Here is an 18240-nt window from a genome sequence, read left to right as displayed (position 1 = left end):
GATCCGTCGAAATTTGGAGGAAAAAATAAGGCCTGCGATGACGGCATCATCGTCTCCTGCCACGAACTCCCCGGGAGACGGAATTGAAGCGGTCTTTCATGACACCTTAGGTCCAGGGGACCCGTGACGGACACTGCGCCCGACCCTGGGCTGTTCTGGATCCTTGACATAGTCACAGGAGCGCGGCAGCTTCTCGATATTTTCACACTCACGATCGCCCCATACCTACGGCGGTGCCGTGAAGTGGTCACGGGAAGGCGCACCTATAAGTGCTGGATCAAGCTCAGTTTCTGCGAGAGTGTCCCTACTCCATCACCACGGTGAAGCGGAAATAAGGAGGATGCGTACCAGAAATGATCTGGTCGCTTTATGTGTTCATCATCTGCGCTTTTAACTCCAAGATGCCTGCAAATGGAAAAGAGAATCCCAAGGGATCATCGCATTATTGGCACTGCAACATCAAGCGCCATCTATATGACGTCACATTTCTTCGGTCGATCTGGTGATCGAATCACACTGCATCACACTGCCGAAAATCTGCATTGTGCGCGACTCGACCACCAAGTCAACGATTAGCCCCCCTTCAGAATTCGTGTTTACCCTCTGCCGTTAGGGATGTTCTGCTGCTGACGGCATTGCGCACCAAGGACATGCTTTTCGTAGTTCCGTAGGCAGGTGAATCCCCTACCGGTCCTTTTGACCTGCTGTATCGTGGGTTGCCGGCTTCGACTTTCGCCATTGTCGCATCGGTGGCAATGGGAACTTAAATCTCATTCTGACGCCGGCAATTAGTGTGCCAGGCCTATCTATCTCCGCTTGTGCGACCTTTTCCTTGCGGCGACCATGACGGGAAGATCGCTGTCCTGCCGGGCTTTTTGTGGACGGCCCAACTGGGGCGGTTCGGTCCATGATCAACGATCCGAGGAGGATAAGTTGAAGGCGGCACGCGGGCGCTTAGACCAGTGCCGGGTAGCTATTTAGGAAGTAGTCCGCCGCGGCTGGTCCCTTCATTCGCAGCCCGTTAGGGCCCGGCCTGAGCCGTTGACGCATCGCCTCCCAGAATGACGCTTCCGTGCAGGGCTGTTGGCAGGTGATGCTGCACCAACTGGTGTAGAGGCCGAAAAGGGGGTCCGGTTCAATAGTGGTGCCTGACGACGGGTCAAAAGCGGTTGCGTCCCGGAGGAACACATCAAACAGGTCAACTGCCACGAGAAGCTCGTTTCAATGGGTGCGGGTGCTTGGAGTGCGTCCGCAATTGGGGCCTTCACGTCGGTTTGGGGAGAACGGGCGCTAATGACTTGGCAGCCCGACAAGGACTTCTCGATAGTGCGTGGGCAAGCGCACAATCTCGAGTTCGGAGGTGTCGAGAAGGCGGCGGCTTCCTGTCAAGGTGTCCAGGATCCATAATAAATCCTGGCCCGGGGCGATGTCGGTGATCGGTCCTCGATGGACCAGAACGCTTCTATGAAACGCTTCGATGGCGTCCCCCGGCTTAAGTTGGTCGTAGGAGCCAATGATGTCGCGATTGCTGACCATTCCAGGTCCTTTCCATTTCGGAGGGCTCCCCCTAGTCACAGTCTGCCGTCCGAAGGTTGCGCTGAGATGTCTTTCGGGTGATCATCAGCTGACCCTTTCTGTCTCATTCGGGACGGCTCCGGGGTTTGACGGAGGCCTGCCATGCCGACGGCCTATTTCCATATTTGGACCAGCTCGAGCCGGTTTCCTTACCAACGCCTGTCAATAAGCAGGAATTCATAGCTCGCTCTTGGGAAGACGCCCATTTGCAGTACACCTAAAACTGACAGCAGGAACTGCTCACGCAGCTGTAATAGGCTCATTAGCCGCGCGGCAGAACTGTGGAACGCGCACTTAGTCCAGTGTGGAGAGGCAGGCTGTCGGGCCCACGACCGGGACAATTCTCAGAGGCTATCCACCTCTACTGCTTCTAAGGAGCTACCTCAACGGCTTCCAATTCAGTGGAGGACTTGCCGGGCGACCTCGTGTAGGGGTCACTAATTCCAAAGCCGAGGGCTGCCAATCCGAGGTGTCAGGGTCGGTTCTGGCAAAGAATCCAGCAAGTGCTGGATGCCGTCCTAGTCGGTCAAGTCCGGGTCCTGCGCGCCAGTTAGCGCTGCGAAAACGACGTCAATTACCGCTGCGGTTTACAGTCCAGGTGAAGCCAGAAAATTAGGGCCGTTCCTTATTCGTAGAACTCGATCCGCGGCTCGCCCTGCATGCCGGCTTGCTGCATGGCGTCTTTCAGACCGGGATTGCTCAAATAGGCGTGGGCCGTTTCAAGCGAATCGAAGTAGTGGAGCACCAGAATGTTGTTAGGGTCATCGGCCATGCGATGCACTGAATGATCGATTACACCGCCGGCCTGCCGCAGCCCATCCGCCGAATCGTAGACACTCCGGAAGGTGTCGTAGTCGGCAAAGCGATGGAGGAGAGTAACGAGTGCCATGGAAAACTCCTTCAACTCGTCCCGAGATACGGGTGGTCAGTAACGTCAAACTAGACCCGGGACAAAAGACTGGTCAAGGCACTCCGGCATTCACGCTCCCGCAACCTCGGTGGTCATCTGCTAGGCGGACACCAAGCGCCGCCCTGCCGGAAACGACCAAATGACTGGCCATGGTTCTGCACGGCGTACTGACGGGGAAAAACGGGTCATCAGTAGCGGCAGCCATGACTTCGTCCGGCTCTGACGCCCCGGAGCGTGACCTGCGTCAGCGGTAAGGTGGGCCTGTGAGCACCACCGAAGTCGATCACCTCGTCGTCGCCGCGGCCAGCCTGGAACAAGGCGTGGCTTGGTGCGAGGGCACGCTCGGCACCACGCCAGGGCCGGGCGGCAAGCACCCGCAGATGGGCACGCATAACCGGGTGTTCAGCATCGCGTCGGCCCCGTTCCCGGGCGCATACTTCGAGATCATCGCCATCGATCCGGATGCTCCGCCGCCACTGCGCCGGCGCTGGTTCGGCCTCGACGACCCGGAACTGCAGCAACGTATCGCCCATTCGCCAGGCCTGGTGCACGTGGTGGCGCGCAGCGGCGCTCTGGACAAACACCGAGCGGGCATTCTCGACGCCGGAATCGACCCGGGCCTTCCGGTGGCCATGTCTCGCGACACGCTGCAGGGGCGGCTAGCGTGGAAGGTCTTGGTGCGCGACGACGGCAAACTGCAGCTAGGCGGCGCGCTGCCAACTCTGATCCAGTGGGACGGCACGCATCCCACAGAACACATGGCTACCAGCACCGTCGCGCTGCGGGAGCTGCAATTGGGCGGGCTGCCCCCAACGGTGCGCCAGCTTCTGGCGCTGCAGGGCGTGGCACATGCACCGAAACCTGCGCTGCGTGCCGTATTGTCCACGCCGCTGGGCGAGGTCATCCTCGAGACTCAATGACCACCGGTGCATCTCGACCGGGCCACGATTGATGACGCTGACAGATCTACTACCCGAGGCGTCAGGCCGTATCAGCAAAGGATCCTTTGTTGTGACAGGAGAACCAACCTGTCAGCCGTTTGGAAGCCCCTTGCTTCGCAGCGGATCCAAAGTACAATGGCCGTCTCGACAACGGGTCTCACTTGGGACTATCTCAATTGAAGGGGAAGTGACGTTTGATGCTCCGTCGCACCCTGATACATCGCCCTGCACGACTCGGTTAGGAACAACTACACGGCCGGCCCACTCGAAGCCGCAGAGTAACCCGTTGACGCATCTATGGGACGTTCCAGACACTTAGAACTGGAACAAATCCGGTTAGCCCGTTCTTCATTTATCCGGTCGTCGAGTATCGCGGACCAATCGGCGGAACAGCACGGCGAGGTGCCACGTTAGCGGGCGGCAGCACCGTGAGTAACTGCCCTCCGTCCAAACACTCAAGGTGCCAGTGATCGGTCCACTCCTGTCGGCCGTCCAAGGAGCGCTCCTCCCCCACGCTCTTGAACCCCAAGGAGCCGGCTTCGCTGTTGTCCTTCTGACGGCTGCTAGGCGGCTTTCCTGCGCGGTCAGGACGCCAGGCACCGCCAGCAACCCCTAAATTCGCCCCGTCAGTCTTCCGCCCGGCGATCAAACAAAGCAGACGTAAAGTGTGGACACTGTCCACACCCTCTTTGGCAGGACAAAGCTCGGGGCGCGACTCTCGCGGGCACGCCTAAGACCGCCTCCCAGGGCACCCTTTAGCGAGATCACCGAAGTCATGTCGTCCCCGCTTTCCCGACACATGAATAGGTGGAGGCCACCCCCGGCCAACCGAAGAACCGGAACGAGGAACCTCATAGCCCACTTCAGCAGGCGGAAGGCCACCTAGCCAGGGACTTGGACCCGCCACCCCACACACCTGAATAGGCTCCAGCAGCAGCCAGGCCACAACCCGCCATCCAAGCGTCAGATGGACGCCACCACAAGCCATGTCACACGTCAAAGCAAAAACCCCTCTGACGAGGGGATCTGCTGTGCCCGAGGTGGGACTCGAACCCACACACCTTTCGATACCGCATTTTGAGTGCGGCGCGTCTGCCAATTCCGCCACTCGGGCGCGGATTACATGAAGCAAAAGGCTACGCCCACAGCTGATTGTGAGCAACGCGATCGCTTCACGTACGCGGAATTACTCTACATGCAGATAGGCTGAATTCCAGAATCGCGCCGCCGACGCCGCACCTGACCATGCAGATCAAGTACAGGACCGGGCACACCTAAGATAGTGATGTCCCCGCCGTACCTTTCCAAGGAGATCCCGTGACTGAACAGACGGAGTCAAAACCCACGTCCCAGCCGGCGCGCCGCGTCGTTGTGGCCGAGGATGAAACCCTCATCCGCCTCGACATCATCGAAATCCTGCGCGGCGAAGGCTATGACGTCATCGGCGAAGCAGACAACGGCGAGAAGGCCGTCCAGCTGGCTGAAGAGCTGAAGCCGGACCTGGTCCTGATGGACGTCAAGATGCCCGTGATGGATGGCATTTCCGCAGCAGAGAAGATCGTCAAGGCCCGCATCGCCCCCGTGGTGCTGCTGACCGCCTTCAGCCAGAAGGAACTCGTCGAGCGCGCCCGCGATGCCGGCGCCATGGCCTACGTGGTCAAGCCCTTCACCCCGGCCGACCTCATCCCGGCCCTGGAGATCGCCCTCTCCCGCCACGAGGAGATCAAGGCCCTCGAAAGCGAGGTCTCCGACCTCCAGGAGCAGTTCGCCACCCGCAAGCTCGTGGAACGCGCAAAGAGCCTCCTCACCACCAAGATGGGCCTTACAGAGCCGGAAGCCTTCCGCTGGATCCAGAAGACCTCCATGGACCGCCGCCTCAGTATGCGCGAAGTGGCAGAGACCATCATCAACCAGGTCAACTAACTGCACTGTCATAGACAGAAGAAAGGACCCCTGCCAACCGGCAGGGGTCCTTTTCTTATCCGAAAGCCTAGGCCTTCTTCTTCTTTTCCGGCCAGGGACCGAGCTTTTCCTTGTTGCTGGCGGCTTCGCCAACCCGTGTGGAGTCGGCGAGGTCGCCCACCTTGTGCACCTTGAGGGAGTTGGTGGAGCCGGCCTTTCCGGGAGGCGAACCGGCGGCAATAACCACCAGGTCGCCATCGTCAACGAGGCCCATCTCCAGGAGACTGCGGTCAACCTGTGCGGTCATTTCGTCGGTGTGATCCACCATCTGGACCAGCACCGGCTGGATGCCCCATGTCAGCGCCAGCTGGTTCCAGACCTGCTCCACCGGAGTGAACGCGAAGACCGGCTTGATGGGGCGCAGGCGCGAAAGACGGCGCGCGGAGTCGCCGGACTGGGTGAAAGCACAGATGTACTTGGCGTCCAGCTGGTCGGCGATTTCGACGGCGGCACGGGTGATGGCGCCGCCGCGGGTCTTGGGCTTGGTGCCCAGCGGAGGAACGCGCTCAAGGCCGTGGACCTCGGTGGACTCGATGATCCGGGCCATCACCTTGACCGTCTCGATCGGGTACTTGCCCACGCTGGTCTCGCCGGAGAGCATAACAGCGTCCGCACCGTCCAGCACTGCGTTGGCGCAGTCTGAGGCCTCGGCGCGGGTGGGGCGGGGGTTGTCGATCATGGATTCCAGGACCTGGGTTGCCACGATGACCGGCTTGGCCCAGCGGCGGGCCAGTTCGATGGCACGCTTCTGGACGATCGGCACTTCCTCCAGCGGAAGCTCTACGCCAAGGTCGCCACGGGCCACCATAATGGCATCGAACGCGTCGATAATCTCGGGGAGCTGCTCAACAGCCTGCGGCTTTTCGATCTTGGCGATGACCGGCACGCGGCGGCCTTCCTCGTCCATGATCTCGTGCACGCGGGCGATGTCCGAGGCGTCACGCACGAAGGACAGGGCCACCAGGTCAACACCGCGGCGCATGGCCCAGCGGAGGTCGTCCTCGTCCTTTTCGCTCAATGCGGGGACGTTGACGGCAACACCGGGAAGGTTGATGCCCTTGTTGTTGGACACCATGCCGCCGACAGTAACCTCTGCTACAACCTTGACGTCGTCCACAGCCGTGGCACGCAGGGCCACTTTGCCGTCGTCGATCAGCAGGGCGTCGCCCACGTTGACGTCCTCGGTCAGGCTCTTCAGCGTGGTGGAGCAGATGTCCTTGGTGCCAGGGACGTCCTCGGTGGTGATGGTGAAGGTGTCACCCACGGCAAGGGCGTGCGGACCGTCAACGAACCGGCCCAGGCGGATCTTGGGTCCCTGCAGGTCGGCCATGATGGCCACAGCCTTGCCAAGATCGGCTGCAGCCTTCCGCACGTTCTCGTAGGTGTTGTCATGCACGGAGTAGTCGCCGTGACTCATGTTCATACGGGCGACGTCAACGCCGGCCTCCAGCACCGCGAGGGTGTTTTCGTAGCTGGCAATTGCCGGGCCGAACGTAGCCACAATTTTTGCGCGTCTCATATACCTACCCTATTGGTCTCTTGCATTGGTTAAGTTGTCGTGGAGGTGAACCCTCGATGCTGCACTAGAGGACGGCGATGGCCCGGTCGGTGGGCGCCACGGGTGCGGGCAGGATGGTGCTGCCCATCAAGTACTTGTCCACTGCTGCTGCGGCGGCGCGTCCCTCGGCGATGGCCCAGACGATCAGGGACTGGCCACGCCCGGCATCGCCGGCAACAAAGACACCCTCGGTGTTGGTCATGTAGTAACCGTCGCGGGACACATTGCCGCGGCCGTCGAACTCTGCGTTGACCTGTTCGGTGATGCCTGCGGGCTCGGCCCCGGTGAATCCCAGCGACAGGAACACCAGATCCGCGGGGATGATCCGCTCCGTACCGGCCTTGGGCAGCCGCTTACCGTCCACGAATTCCGTTTCGGCCACCTTGACGCCGGTCAGCTTGCCGTTTTCACCGACAAACTCCACGGTGGAGGCAAGGTAGGTGCGTTCGCCGCCTTCCTCATGCGCGCTGGCCATTTCGAAGAGCGTGGGGAACGTGGGCCACGGCTGGTGGCCCGCCCGCTCTGAAGGCGGCTGCTTGCCGATGGCAAGCGTGGTGACGGACGCAGCACCGTGGCGGTGCGCCGTGCCCAGGCAGTCCGCCCCGGTATCGCCGCCGCCAAGAATGACAACGTGCTTGCCCTGGGCATGGATCTGGTTCTCCACCGTCTCCCCCGCAACCACGCGGTTCGCGGGAACCAGGTAATCCATGGCGAAGTGCACGCCTTCGAGGTCGCGGCCCGGAATGGGCAGGTCCCGCGGAACGGTGGCGCCGGTGCAGACCACGACGGCGTCATAGCGCCTGCGCAGCTGCTCCCAGGTCACGTCCGTGCCCACGGCTACACCGGTGCGGAAGCGGGTTCCCTCCGCCTTCATCTGCTCGATGCGGCGGTCGACCTGCTCTTTTTCCATCTTGAAGTCGGGGATGCCGTAGCGCAGCAGGCCGCCGATCTTGTCGTCGCGCTCGTACACGGCCACGGTGTGGCCCACACGGGTCAGCTGCTGCGCGACGGCCAGCCCGGCAGGCCCGGAGCCGACGACGGCAACGGTCTTTCCGGTCAGGCGTGCGGGAGGCAGCGGGCTGACCCAGCCGTTGTCCCAGGCTTCGTCGATGATGGATACTTCCACCTGCTTGATGGTCACGGCAGGCTGGTTGATTCCCAGCACGCAGGACGCCTCGCACGGGGCGGGGCACAACCGGCCGGTGAACTCAGGGAAGTTATTGGTGGCGTGGAGGCGCTCGATGGCTTCCTCGCCCTTGTCCCGCCACATGAGGTCGTTCCACTCAGGAATGAGGTTGCCCAGCGGGCAGCCCTGGTGGCAGAACGGCACGCCGCAGTCCATGCAGCGGCCGGCCTGGGCCTTCAGGGTGCCCTTCTCCTGCGCCTCGTACACTTCCTTCCAGTCCATGATGCGGACGGGAACGGGACGGCGCGGCTGGGTCTCACGCTGACGTACTTTCAAAAATCCGCGTGGATCAGCCACCGGTTACCTCCAGGATTCGAGACCACACTTCTTCGCCGTCGGGGTCCAGGCCCTCTTCGATGGCGTCGAGACGGGTTTGCAGCACAGCCGCGTAGTCGCGCGGCAGCACCTTGGTAATGCGGGCAGCGGTGTCATCGAAGTTCTCGAGGAGGCGCGCGGCCAGCTGGGAATCAGTTTCTTCAACGTGCTTGACCAGGAGGCCGTGCACGATGTCGCGGTCCTCGGCGTCCAGCTCGCGGAGCTGGAGTTCACCGGACTGCAGGGCGTCCTTGTTGACCTTGGCAGCGTCCAGGTCAAGGACGTAGGCGGTGCCGCCGGACATGCCGGCACCGAAGTTGCGACCGGTGCGCCCGATGATAAGGGTCTGGCCGCCGGTCATGTACTCGCAGCCGTGGTCGCCAATGCCTTCGACGACGGCCGTGGCACCCGAGTTGCGGACCAGGAAGCGTTCGCCCACTTGGCCGCGGAGGAACATCTCGCCGCTCGTGGCGCCGTAGCCGATCACGTTGCCGGCGATGACATTGGTCTCGGCCTTGAAGACGTTGGTGCGGTCCGGGCGGACGATGATGCGCCCGCCGGAAAGGCCCTTGCCCACGTAGTCGTTGGAGTCGCCGAACAGCCGCAGGGTGATGCCTGCGGGCAGGAAGGCGCCCAGGGACTGGCCGGCAGTGCCGCTGAGGGTGACGTCGATGGTGTCCGTGGCCAGGACGTCCGTGCTGAACGTCTTGGTGACCACATGGCCCAGCATGGTGCCCACTGAACGGTCCGTGTTGATCACGTCCACCGAGATCTTCACCGGGCTGCGGTCCGTGAGGGCCTCAGTTGCCATGGTGATCAGCCGCTGGTCGAAGTGCTTGTCCAGCTCGTGGTTCTGGCCGGTCATGTTCCGCAGCGGGGCGTCGTCGTCGAACTCCAGCCCGTGCAGGATCGGATCCAGGTCCAGGCCGTCGGCCTTCCAGTGGTTGACGGCATCCCGGGCGTCGAGGACCTCGGCGTGGCCGATGGCCTCTTCCAGGCTCCGGAAGCCCAGCTCTGCCAGGATTTCGCGGACTTCCTCTGCCAGGAACTCGAAGAAGTTGACCACGAACTCGGGCTTGCCGCTGAAGCGTGCCCGTAGCTCCGGGTTCTGCGTGGCCACACCCACCGGGCAGGTGTCCAGGTGGCAGACGCGCATCATGATGCACCCTTCCACCACCAGCGGGGCGGTGGCGAAGCCGAACTCCTCGCCGCCCAGCAGCGCAGCGATCACAACGTCACGGCCGGTCTTGAGCTGTCCGTCCACCTGCACCACAACGCGGTCGCGCAGACCGTTGAGCATCAGCGTCTGCTGGGTCTCGGCGAGGCCCAGCTCCCACGGGACACCGGCGTGCTTCAGCGAGTTCAGCGGCGAGGCGCCGGTTCCGCCGTCGTGGCCGGAAACGAGCACGACGTCGGCCTTCGCCTTGGTCACGCCGGATGCCACCGTGCCGATCCCGACTTCCGACACCAGCTTCACGTGCACACGGGCCGAGGGGTTGGCGCGCTTCGCATCGTAGATGAGCTGCGCGAGGTCCTCGATCGAGTAGATGTCGTGGTGCGGGGGCGGGGAGATCAGTCCGACGCCGGGCGTCGAGTGCCGGGTCCGGGCCACCCACGGGTAGACCTTCTGAGCCATCAGCTGGCCGCCCTCGCCGGGCTTCGCACCCTGCGCCATCTTGATCTGGATGTCGTCGGCGTTGGTCAGGTAAAGGCTGGTGACACCGAAACGGCCGGAGGCAATCTGCTTGACCGCGGAACGGCGCTTCGGGTCGAGCAAGCGCTCCACGTCCTCGCCGCCTTCACCGGTGTTGGACTTGCCGCCCAGCTGGTTCATGGCGATGGCCAGCGTCTCGTGGGCCTCCTGGGAGATGGAGCCGTAGCTCATGGCACCCGTGGAGAAACGCTTGACGATGCTGGAAACCGGCTCCACTTCCTCCAGCGGAACCGCGGGACGCTCATTCTTGAACTTGAGCAGGCCGCGGAGGGTCATCAGGTTCTGGGACTGGTCGTCCACTCCCCTGGTGTACGCCTTGAAGATGTCGTAGCGGCGCTCACGGGTAGCGTGCTGCAGCCGGAAGACGGTCTCCGGGTTGAACAGGTGCGGCTCGCCGTCGCGGCGCCACTGGTACTCGCCGCCGCCGAGGAGCGGACGGTGGGGCTGCTCGATGCCGCCCTCGGGGTACGCCATCTGGTGCCGTGCCGAAACCTCGGCCGCAATGACGTCCAGGCCTACGCCGCCAAGCTGCGAGTGGGTGCCGGCGAAGAATTCATCCACCAGTTCCTGGCCCAGGCCCAGCGCTTCGAAAGTCTGGGCGCCGGTGTAGGACGCAACGGTGGAGATGCCCATCTTGGACATGATCTTCAGGACGCCCTTGCCCAGGCCCTTGATGAGGTTGTAGACGCCGTCCTGCGGGGTGACCCCGGTAACGTCGCCGGCGGCAATGAGCTGCTCCACCGATTCCATGGCCAGGTAGGGGTTGACGGCGGACGCGCCGTACCCGATCAGGACTGCGACGTGGTGCGTCTCGCGGACGTCGCCGGCTTCGACCACCAGAGCAGTCTTGGTCCGGTTGGCGCTGCGGAGCAGGTGGTGGTGCACTGCGCTGACCAGGAGCAGGGACGGGATGGGCGCCCACTGCGCGTTCGAATCACGGTCGGACAGCACGATGTACTGCACGCCGCGGTTGATGGCGCCGGATACCTGCTCGCAGATTTCCGTCAGCCGGGCACGGAGCGCGTTCTCGCCGCCTTCGGGGCGGTAGAGCCCGCGGACCTTCATCGCGACGCGGTTGCCGTCGGCATCTTCAATGTTGGCGATCTTGGCGAGCTGGTCGTTGTTGATGACCGGGAACGGCAGCTGGACCTGGGGCTGGCGGACCTGCTTGGTGTCCAGGAGGTTGCCGTTGGGGCCGATGGCACAGGTGAGCGACGTGACCAGCTCTTCGCGGATGGCGTCCAACGGCGGGTTGGTCACCTGCGCGAAGGACTGCACGAAGTAGTCGAAGAGCAGCCGGGGACGCTTGGACAGCACGGCCACCGGGGTATCCGAACCCATGGCGCCCAACGGCTCTGCACCGGTACGGGCCATCGGGCCCAGCAGGATCTTCAGTTCCTCGGTGGTGTAGCCGAAGGTGCGCTGGCGGATGTTCACCGACGCGGCGGTATGGACCACGTGCTCGCGCTCGGGCAGGTCGTTCAGGTCGATCAGGTTGTCCTTGACCCATTCCGCCCACGGGTTGGCGGCAGCGACTTCCGCCTTGACCTCTTCGTCGTCGATGATGCGCCCGGCGTCGGTGTCCACCAGGAACATCTTGCCCGGGGACACGCGGCCCTTTTTGACCACCTTGGAGGGTTCGACGTCGATGACGCCCACCTCGGAGGCGAAGACGATCAGGCCGTCCTCGGTGATCCAGAAGCGGCCCGGACGCAGGCCGTTGCGGTCCAGGGTCGCGCCCACCAGGTTGCCGTCGGTGAAGGAAACAGCTGCCGGTCCGTCCCACGGCTCCATGAGCAGGGAGTGGTACTCGTAGAAAGCACGGCGGGCCGGGTCCATGGTGGCGTGGTTTTCCCACGCCTCCGGGATCATCATCATGATCGAGTGCGTGATGGGGCGGCCGGAGAGCCACAGCAGCTCGGCTACCTCGTCGAAGGACGCGGAGTCCGAGGCGCCGGGGGTGCAGATGGGGTACAGCTCTTCCGGCGAGTCGCCCAGCAGCGGGTTGGCGAGCTGGGACTGGCGGGCGCGCATCCAGTTGCGGTTGCCCTTGACCGTGTTGATTTCGCCGTTGTGCGCGATGGTGCGGAACGGCTGGGCCAGCGGCCAGGACGGGAAAGTGTTGGTGGAGAAGCGCGAGTGGACGATCGCGAGCTTGGTCTTGAAGCGCTTGTCCGAGAGGTCCGGGTAGAACGGCTCGAGCTGGGCGGTGGTGAGCATGCCCTTGTAGACGATGGTCCGCGAGGACAGCGACGGGAAGTAGACGCCGAACTTGTTCTGGGCGCGCTTGCGGATCCGCCAGGCGCGGGAGTCCAACTCGTTGCGGTCCAGCTCCTCGCCCGTGGCGGACGCCAGGAAGGGCTGGGAAAAGTAGGGCATGCAGGCGCGAGCCATGGCACCAACGAGGTCGGCGACGATGGGCACCTCACGCCAGCCGAGGACCTTGAGGCCCTCGTCAGCCGCGAGGCCCTCGATGCCTGCCTTGGCGGCGTCGGCCTCGCGCTGTTCGGCGGGGAGGAAGGCGGTGCCGGCAACGTACTGGCCCGGGGCGGGAAGTTCGAACTCCGTGACCGCGCGGAAGAACTCATCCGGGATCTGCATCAGGAGGCCTGCGCCGTCACCGGTGCCTTCGTCAGCGCCCACGGCACCGCGGTGCTCCAGGTTGCGCAGGGCGGTGAGGGCGGCGTCCACAATGTCGTACCCGGGCTCACCGCGGAGCGTGGCGATGATCGCAAGACCGCAGGCGTCCTTCTCCTGCTCCGGGTTGTACAGCCCGCTTGCCTCCGGCAGCGCGGCGAAGCGCTTGAACGGCGACATGGCAACCTCAGGCTGGTCCGGTTCGGACCAGCTGGGAGTGTGAAGAGTTTGGCTCATGGGAGACGTCCTTCCTCCTGATCGTGCGTATGGAAGGGACACCGTTGGCCCCACTCGTCGGCGCCGCGGTTATGGGCACAACAAAGTGTTGATTACTGGAAATTGTAGGTCAGCGTAGCCTGCTGAACTAACAGTTACGCAGGCCCCTGCCCCGGGCAACACTGGGCAGCAGCTCTATGCTGTCCAGGGCGGCCCCGATGCCACGACACTGTGGTGATTGGGCGCTTCGAGCGGTGGCTCTGCTGCCCTGCCTGGCCTGCGCGCTACTTGGTAGCGCCGGCTTCCGGCGCGGTTCCTGTGGCCGTGCTGCCGGAACTTCCGGCAGCGTTTGCATCCGGTCCTGGCTTGGGGCCTGCCGGCGCAGCCTTGGCTTCTTCCGTGGGGACGGAAGCACGCCGGGAACCGCTTTGGTTATCAGGGAGATTATCACGCGAACCACTATCTGAGACAACGGTGTCCGTATCACGGACCCGATCGCCGGACGCTGAAACAGCGTTTTTATCCGGCTCCGCCTCATGGTTTTCCGCCGGTTCCCGGCCCTCCAGGTATACACTGTCCGGCTCCGTGCGCTTCTTCCTTCCCAGCAGGATGAACGCCACAAGGGCTGCCAGGAAAACGAAGATGCTGGTCCATACATTGAGGCGGGTGGTGATGCCGAACAGCGAGATCTGCTCAGCGTCGTCGATGCGCATGGCTTCGATCCAGACCCGTCCCAGTGTGTAGTACATCGCGTAGAGCCAGAACAGCCTGCTGCGGCGAAAGTTGAACTTCCGGTCCAGGGCGAGCAGGATGACGACGCCGGCCAGGTTCCACAGCGATTCGTAGAGGAACGTGGGGTGGAACAGGGTGTCGGCAGCGACACCGGCGGGGAAATTGGCGTTGTCGGCGTCGATCTCCAGCCCCCACGGCAGGGTGGTGGGCCCGCCGAACAGTTCCTGGTTGAACCAGTTGCCCCAGCGCCCCACGGCCTGGGCCAGCAGCAGCCCGGGTGCGGCGGCGTCAAGGAAAGCACTCAGCTTGACCCCGCTGCGCCGACAGCCGATCCATGCCCCCACCACGCCTAGGACCACGGCGCCCCAGATGCCCAGGCCGCCCCGCTGGATCTGCGGGATCAGGGAGAGGTCCCCGGTGCCGTCGAAGCCGGGACCGAAGTAGGCGTCCGGGGACGAAACGACGTGATAAAGCCGGCCGCCGATGATGCCGAACGGGATTGCCCAGACGACGATGTCCCAGACGCTGCCTTCAGGTGCTCCGCGCTTTGCCCAGCGGGCCGAGGTAAGCCACAGGCCCACCACGATGCCTGCCAGGATGCACAGGGCGTAGGCGTGGATGCGCAGCGTCCCCCATGGCAGGGGAATGTCGAAGCCGGACCAGTCCGGGCTGGGGATGCTGGCCGGCACCATGGCGGCTGCCTGAAGGAAGGTCTGCATGGATTAGGCTTCTTCCTCTGTCAGTCCGGTGTCACGGCTCAGTCCGGTGCTGAGGTCCTTAGTGAGCGCAGCGACGGCGTCCACTCCCCCGTCGCGGATTGCGGCTACCAACGCCGTGCCCACGATGACGCCTTCGGCGTACGCGGCGATCTCGCGGACCTGGCCGGCGTTGGAGACGCCGAGTCCCACGCAGACGCGCTCGGCGCCGGCCGCGTGGGCCGCAGCCACCACGTCCTTGGCCGCCGTGCTGACCGAGGTCCGGGCGCCGGTGACGCCCATGATGGACACCGCGTAGACGAAGCCGCGGCTGGCGTCCACGGTCCGCTGCATGCGCTCGGTGGTGGAGGACGGTGCCACAAGGAACACCCGGTCCAGGCCGTATTTGTCCGACGCTTCCATCCACTCGGCGGCCTCGTCGGGGATGAGGTCCGGGGTGATGAGCCCGGCTCCCCCAGCCTCCGCCAGGCGCCGCGAGAACTCGTCCACACCCATCCTGACCACCGGGTTCCAATAGGTCATGACCAGGACGGCGGCGTCGGTCTTGCTGGTGATGCCTGCCACGACGTCAAAGACCTGGCGCACCGCGAAGCCGTTCGCCAGCGCCTCCGTGGTGGCGGCCTGGATGACCTGGCCGTCCATAACCGGGTCGGAGTAGGGGATGCCGATCTCGATGAGGTCGGCGCCGTTTTCCGCCAGCGCGATACCGGCGGCGATTGTCTGTTCCACGCTCGGGTAGCCGGCGGGCAGGTAGCCGATGAGGGCGGCGCGGCCCTCGGCGCGGGCCTTGTCGATTGCCGCCGCTGACTTGCTGATGGTCTGTGCAGTGGTCACAGCTGCTCCCCCTCTTTGCCGATTTCCGACTCGGCGGAATCCTTGTCCAACAGGTCAAACCATTCGGCTGCGGTGGCCACGTCCTTGTCGCCGCGGCCGGAAAGGTTCACGATCACGATCTTGTCCTGCGCCGTCCCGCCGCCGGCGGCGGCTTCGTCTGCAAGCCGCTGCCCCACCTTGATGGCGCCGGCCAGGGCGTGCGCGGACTCGATGGCGGGGATGATGCCTTCAGTGCGGCACAGCAGCCGGAACGCTTCCATGGCCTCGCTGTCCGTGATCGGCTCGTAGCTGACGCGCCCAATGTCGGCGAGGTAGGAGTGCTCCGGGCCGACGCCCGGGTAGTCGAGGCCGGCGGAGATCGAGTGGGACTCGATGGTCTGGCCGTCGTCGTCCTGCATGAGGTAGGAGCGGGCGCCGTGCAGAACGCCGGGCTTGCCCAGCGTGATGGTGGCCGCGTGGCGGCCGGTCTCCACGCCGTCGCCGCCTGCCTCGAAGCCGTAGATCCTGACCGACGGATCGTCAAGGAAGCCGTGGAAGATGCCGATGGCGTTGGAACCGCCGCCGATGCAGGCGCAGACGGCGTCAGGGAGCCTGCCTTCCTGCTCCAGGATCTGGGCGCGGGCTTCCTCGCCGATTACTTCGTGGAAGTACCGGACCATGGCCGGGAACGGGTGCGCGCCGGCTGCGGTGCCGAGGAGATAGTGGGTGTTGTCCACGTTTGCCACCCAGTCCCGCAGGGCGTCGTTAATGGCGTCCTTGAGGGTCTGCGAGCCGCTGGTGACGGGGATAACGGTGGCGCCAAGGAGCTCCATGCGCGCAACGTTCAGCGCCTGGCGCCGGCAGTCCTCCGCGCCCATGTAGACCACGCATTCCAGGCCCATGAGGGCGGCGGCGGTGGCGCTGGCCACGCCGTGCTGTCCTGCGCCCGTTTCGGCGATGACGCGGGTCTTGCCCATGCGCTTGGCGAGCAGGGCCTGGCCAAGGACGTTGTTGATCTTGTGTGAACCGGTGTGGTTCAGGTCCTCGCGTTTGAGGAAGATCCGGACTCCCCCGGCATGCTGGGAGAAGCGCTTTGCTTCCGTCAGGAGGGAGGGACGGCCGGAGTAGTTCTTGTTCAGGTCCGCGATCTGGGCCCGGAACTCGGGATCCTCCTTGGCCTTGTCGAAGGTCTCCTCGAGTTCGTCCAACGCGGCGATGAGGGACTCCGGCATCCAGCGTCCCCCGTAGCTGCCGAAGTAGGGTCCCGGGGCGTGCTTGAGGGAGCCGCCCTGCAGGAATGCTTCCGCGGCGTTGTTGTCAGCGTTCGCTGAGGGTGCGTCAGCCATCAGTCCCGTCCTGTTCCAGTAGGTCGTTCAGTAAGTGTGGTATCCCGGCTGGGGGCCGGGACAGATCCGCGGGCGGCAAACAGCCCCTGTCCACAGTGGTGTGCAGGGGCGTTTCGGTCAGCCGCGGGCGGCGATGGCGGCGGCGCCGGCCGCCGTAAATTCGGCAATCCGCTCACGCGGCGTGGAGTGGCTCACCAGGGCCTCACCCACCAGGACTGCGTTGGCGCCGCTGGCGGCGTAGTGCGTGACGTCGTCCACGTCGCGGACGCCGGACTCCGCGACCACGAGGGCCTCGGCCGGAATCAGCCCCGCCAAGGAGGCGAAGATGGAACGGTCGACGTCGAGCGTCTTCAGGTTCCGCACGTTGACGCCGATGATTCGCGCCTGGGCGGCGACGGCCCGTTCAATTTCCTCTTCGGTGTGCGTTTCCACCAGCACGTTCATGCCGAGTTCGGAGCTGATCGCCGAATACTCGGTGAGCTGCGCGTCGGAGAGGGCCGCCACGATCAGCAGGACCAGGTCCGCGCCGTGGGCGCGGGCTTCCCAGATCTGGTACTCGTCGAGGGTGAAGTCCTTGCGGAGCAGCGGAACGTCAACCGCGGCGCGCACGGCATCGAGGTCCGCAAGTGACCCGCTGAAGCGACGCTGTTCGGTGAGGACGCTGATGACGGAGGCGCCGCCGTCGGCGTACTGCCGTGCGAGGGAGGCGGGATCGCCGATCGCGGCGAGGTCGCCCTTGGAGGGGCTGCGGCGTTTGATCTCAGCGATGACTTTCAGCTGTTCCCGGGACGGAGAGGTACCGCCGAGGGCGGCCCAGGCGTCGCGGGCAGGCGCTGCGGCCTGGGCCCGGTCCTTGAGTTCAGCGAGGGAAACGAGGCGTTTCCGCGCGTCCATATCCTCCCTGACACCGGCGTTGATGTCATCGAGAACAGTTGCCATCAGTGGCCGGAGTTCTTCAGCTTGCTGCCTTCGACGCCGTAGCCTGCCTTGCGCATGATGAAGCCGAGGATCAGCCCAAGCACCATCACGCCGCCGCCGGCGATGAAGATGGGGGTGTTGGCGATGACGAAAGCGATGGACATGATGAGGGCGCCCACCAGCATCACGATGACGCAGGTCCAGGCCGCGGGGCTGTTGCCGTGGCCGAGTTCCTGGCTGTGGTCAATGGCGCCGGGGGCTACCGTGCGGGTGCCTGACTTGGAAACGGACGCAGGTGCTTTGCTCATGGAAAATCTCCTCAGGGTGGATACTGCTTACATTCTGCCATTTATTGGCCGGTGGCCGCGTATCGGCGGCGTGCCTGCGGCGCCGGCCCAGGGCCGGGACGCCTCAGGTGGGGTCGTCGCCGCGGGAGAGCCGGTCCCAGCTGTCGATCTCGTCCACCGGACCTGCCGGCGGGGCCGCACTGCCGGCCGCGGGCGCGTCATATTTTGTCCGGGTCTTCCAGTACCGCCCGGCAGGGATGATGAGCAGGGCTGCCAGGGCCAGCAAACAACCGGCGACGACGGCGAGCACCGGAAAAGCCGTCACGGCCACGTGCGCCTGGCTGCCGGTGATCCCGGTTGCGGCTGCGATGGCCCCCTGCGATGCGGCCAGCGGATTGGCCAGGACCGTGGCCG

General features: G+C 64.3%; 13 protein-coding genes and 1 tRNA gene. 2 read left to right on the top strand and 12 right to left on the bottom strand.

Going from position 1 to position 18240, the window contains the following annotated elements; genetic code table 11:
• Positions 1-1290: 1290 nt before the first annotated feature.
• Positions 1291-1536, bottom strand: a complete 246-nt coding sequence (locus AC5RV1_RS15015; RefSeq protein WP_493948167.1) for a hypothetical protein — start codon at positions 1534-1536, stop codon at positions 1291-1293.
• Positions 1537-2200: 664 nt separating this feature from the next.
• Entirely contained in the window at positions 2201-2464 is a 264-nt protein-coding gene (locus AC5RV1_RS15010; protein ID WP_493995090.1) for a putative quinol monooxygenase, read from the bottom strand.
• A gap of 284 nt (positions 2465-2748) precedes the next feature.
• Here AC5RV1_RS15010 and AC5RV1_RS15005 point away from each other — a divergent pair, with 284 nt between their 5' ends.
• The gene (locus tag AC5RV1_RS15005) at positions 2749-3405 is read left to right on the top strand and encodes a VOC family protein (RefSeq protein ID WP_493995089.1); all 657 of its coding nucleotides are present in this window, start codon (positions 2749-2751) and stop codon (positions 3403-3405) included.
• Between the two features lie 1053 nt (positions 3406-4458).
• Here the strand turns inward: AC5RV1_RS15005 and AC5RV1_RS15000 are convergent.
• A tRNA-Leu gene (locus AC5RV1_RS15000) sits at positions 4459-4540 on the bottom strand.
• Positions 4541-4743: 203 nt separating this feature from the next.
• Here AC5RV1_RS15000 and AC5RV1_RS14995 point away from each other — a divergent pair.
• Positions 4744-5349, top strand: a complete 606-nt coding sequence (locus tag AC5RV1_RS14995) for an ANTAR domain-containing response regulator (RefSeq protein WP_163163231.1) — start codon at positions 4744-4746, stop codon at positions 5347-5349.
• A gap of 67 nt (positions 5350-5416) precedes the next feature.
• Here the strand turns inward: AC5RV1_RS14995 and pyk are convergent, their stop codons facing one another.
• From pyk to AC5RV1_RS14950, 9 genes are all read right to left on the bottom strand, one after another.
• Complete coding sequence (pyk, locus tag AC5RV1_RS14990) at positions 5417-6907, bottom strand: pyruvate kinase (RefSeq protein WP_493948687.1); 1491 nt, start codon at positions 6905-6907, stop codon at positions 5417-5419.
• A 64-nt stretch (positions 6908-6971) separates the two neighbouring features.
• Complete coding sequence (locus AC5RV1_RS14985; protein WP_493995088.1) at positions 6972-8429, bottom strand: glutamate synthase subunit beta; 1458 nt, start codon at positions 8427-8429, stop codon at positions 6972-6974.
• Complete coding sequence (gltB, locus tag AC5RV1_RS14980; RefSeq protein WP_493948689.1) at positions 8422-13035, bottom strand: glutamate synthase large subunit; 4614 nt, start codon at positions 13033-13035, stop codon at positions 8422-8424. The genes AC5RV1_RS14985 and gltB overlap by 8 nt, the downstream gene beginning before the upstream one ends.
• A gap of 263 nt (positions 13036-13298) precedes the next feature.
• Positions 13299-14465, bottom strand: a complete 1167-nt coding sequence (gene lgt / locus AC5RV1_RS14975; RefSeq protein WP_493995087.1) for a prolipoprotein diacylglyceryl transferase — start codon at positions 14463-14465, stop codon at positions 13299-13301.
• Between the two features lie 3 nt (positions 14466-14468).
• Positions 14469-15296: a tryptophan synthase subunit alpha gene (gene trpA, locus AC5RV1_RS14970; protein WP_493995086.1), complete on the bottom strand. Its 828-nt coding sequence runs from the start codon at positions 15294-15296 to the stop codon at positions 14469-14471.
• Positions 15293-16621, bottom strand: a complete 1329-nt coding sequence (gene trpB, locus AC5RV1_RS14965; protein ID WP_493995085.1) for a tryptophan synthase subunit beta — start codon at positions 16619-16621, stop codon at positions 15293-15295. Before trpB ends, trpA begins: the two co-directional genes overlap by 4 nt.
• A gap of 117 nt (positions 16622-16738) precedes the next feature.
• The gene (trpC, locus tag AC5RV1_RS14960) at positions 16739-17560 is read right to left on the bottom strand and encodes an indole-3-glycerol phosphate synthase TrpC (RefSeq protein WP_493995084.1); all 822 of its coding nucleotides are present in this window, start codon (positions 17558-17560) and stop codon (positions 16739-16741) included.
• Positions 17560-17847: an HGxxPAAW family protein gene (locus AC5RV1_RS14955; protein WP_458778783.1), complete on the bottom strand. Its 288-nt coding sequence runs from the start codon at positions 17845-17847 to the stop codon at positions 17560-17562. Before AC5RV1_RS14955 ends, trpC begins: the two co-directional genes overlap by 1 nt.
• Positions 17848-17950: 103 nt before the next feature.
• Positions 17951-18240: Trp biosynthesis-associated membrane protein (locus AC5RV1_RS14950; RefSeq protein WP_493995083.1), on the bottom strand; the 290-nt coding region annotated here is incomplete at its 5' end.

This window comes from Arthrobacter sp. Hb9-2 (assembly GCF_059091165.1).
This window is presented reverse-complemented; position numbering and strand designations above follow the sequence as displayed.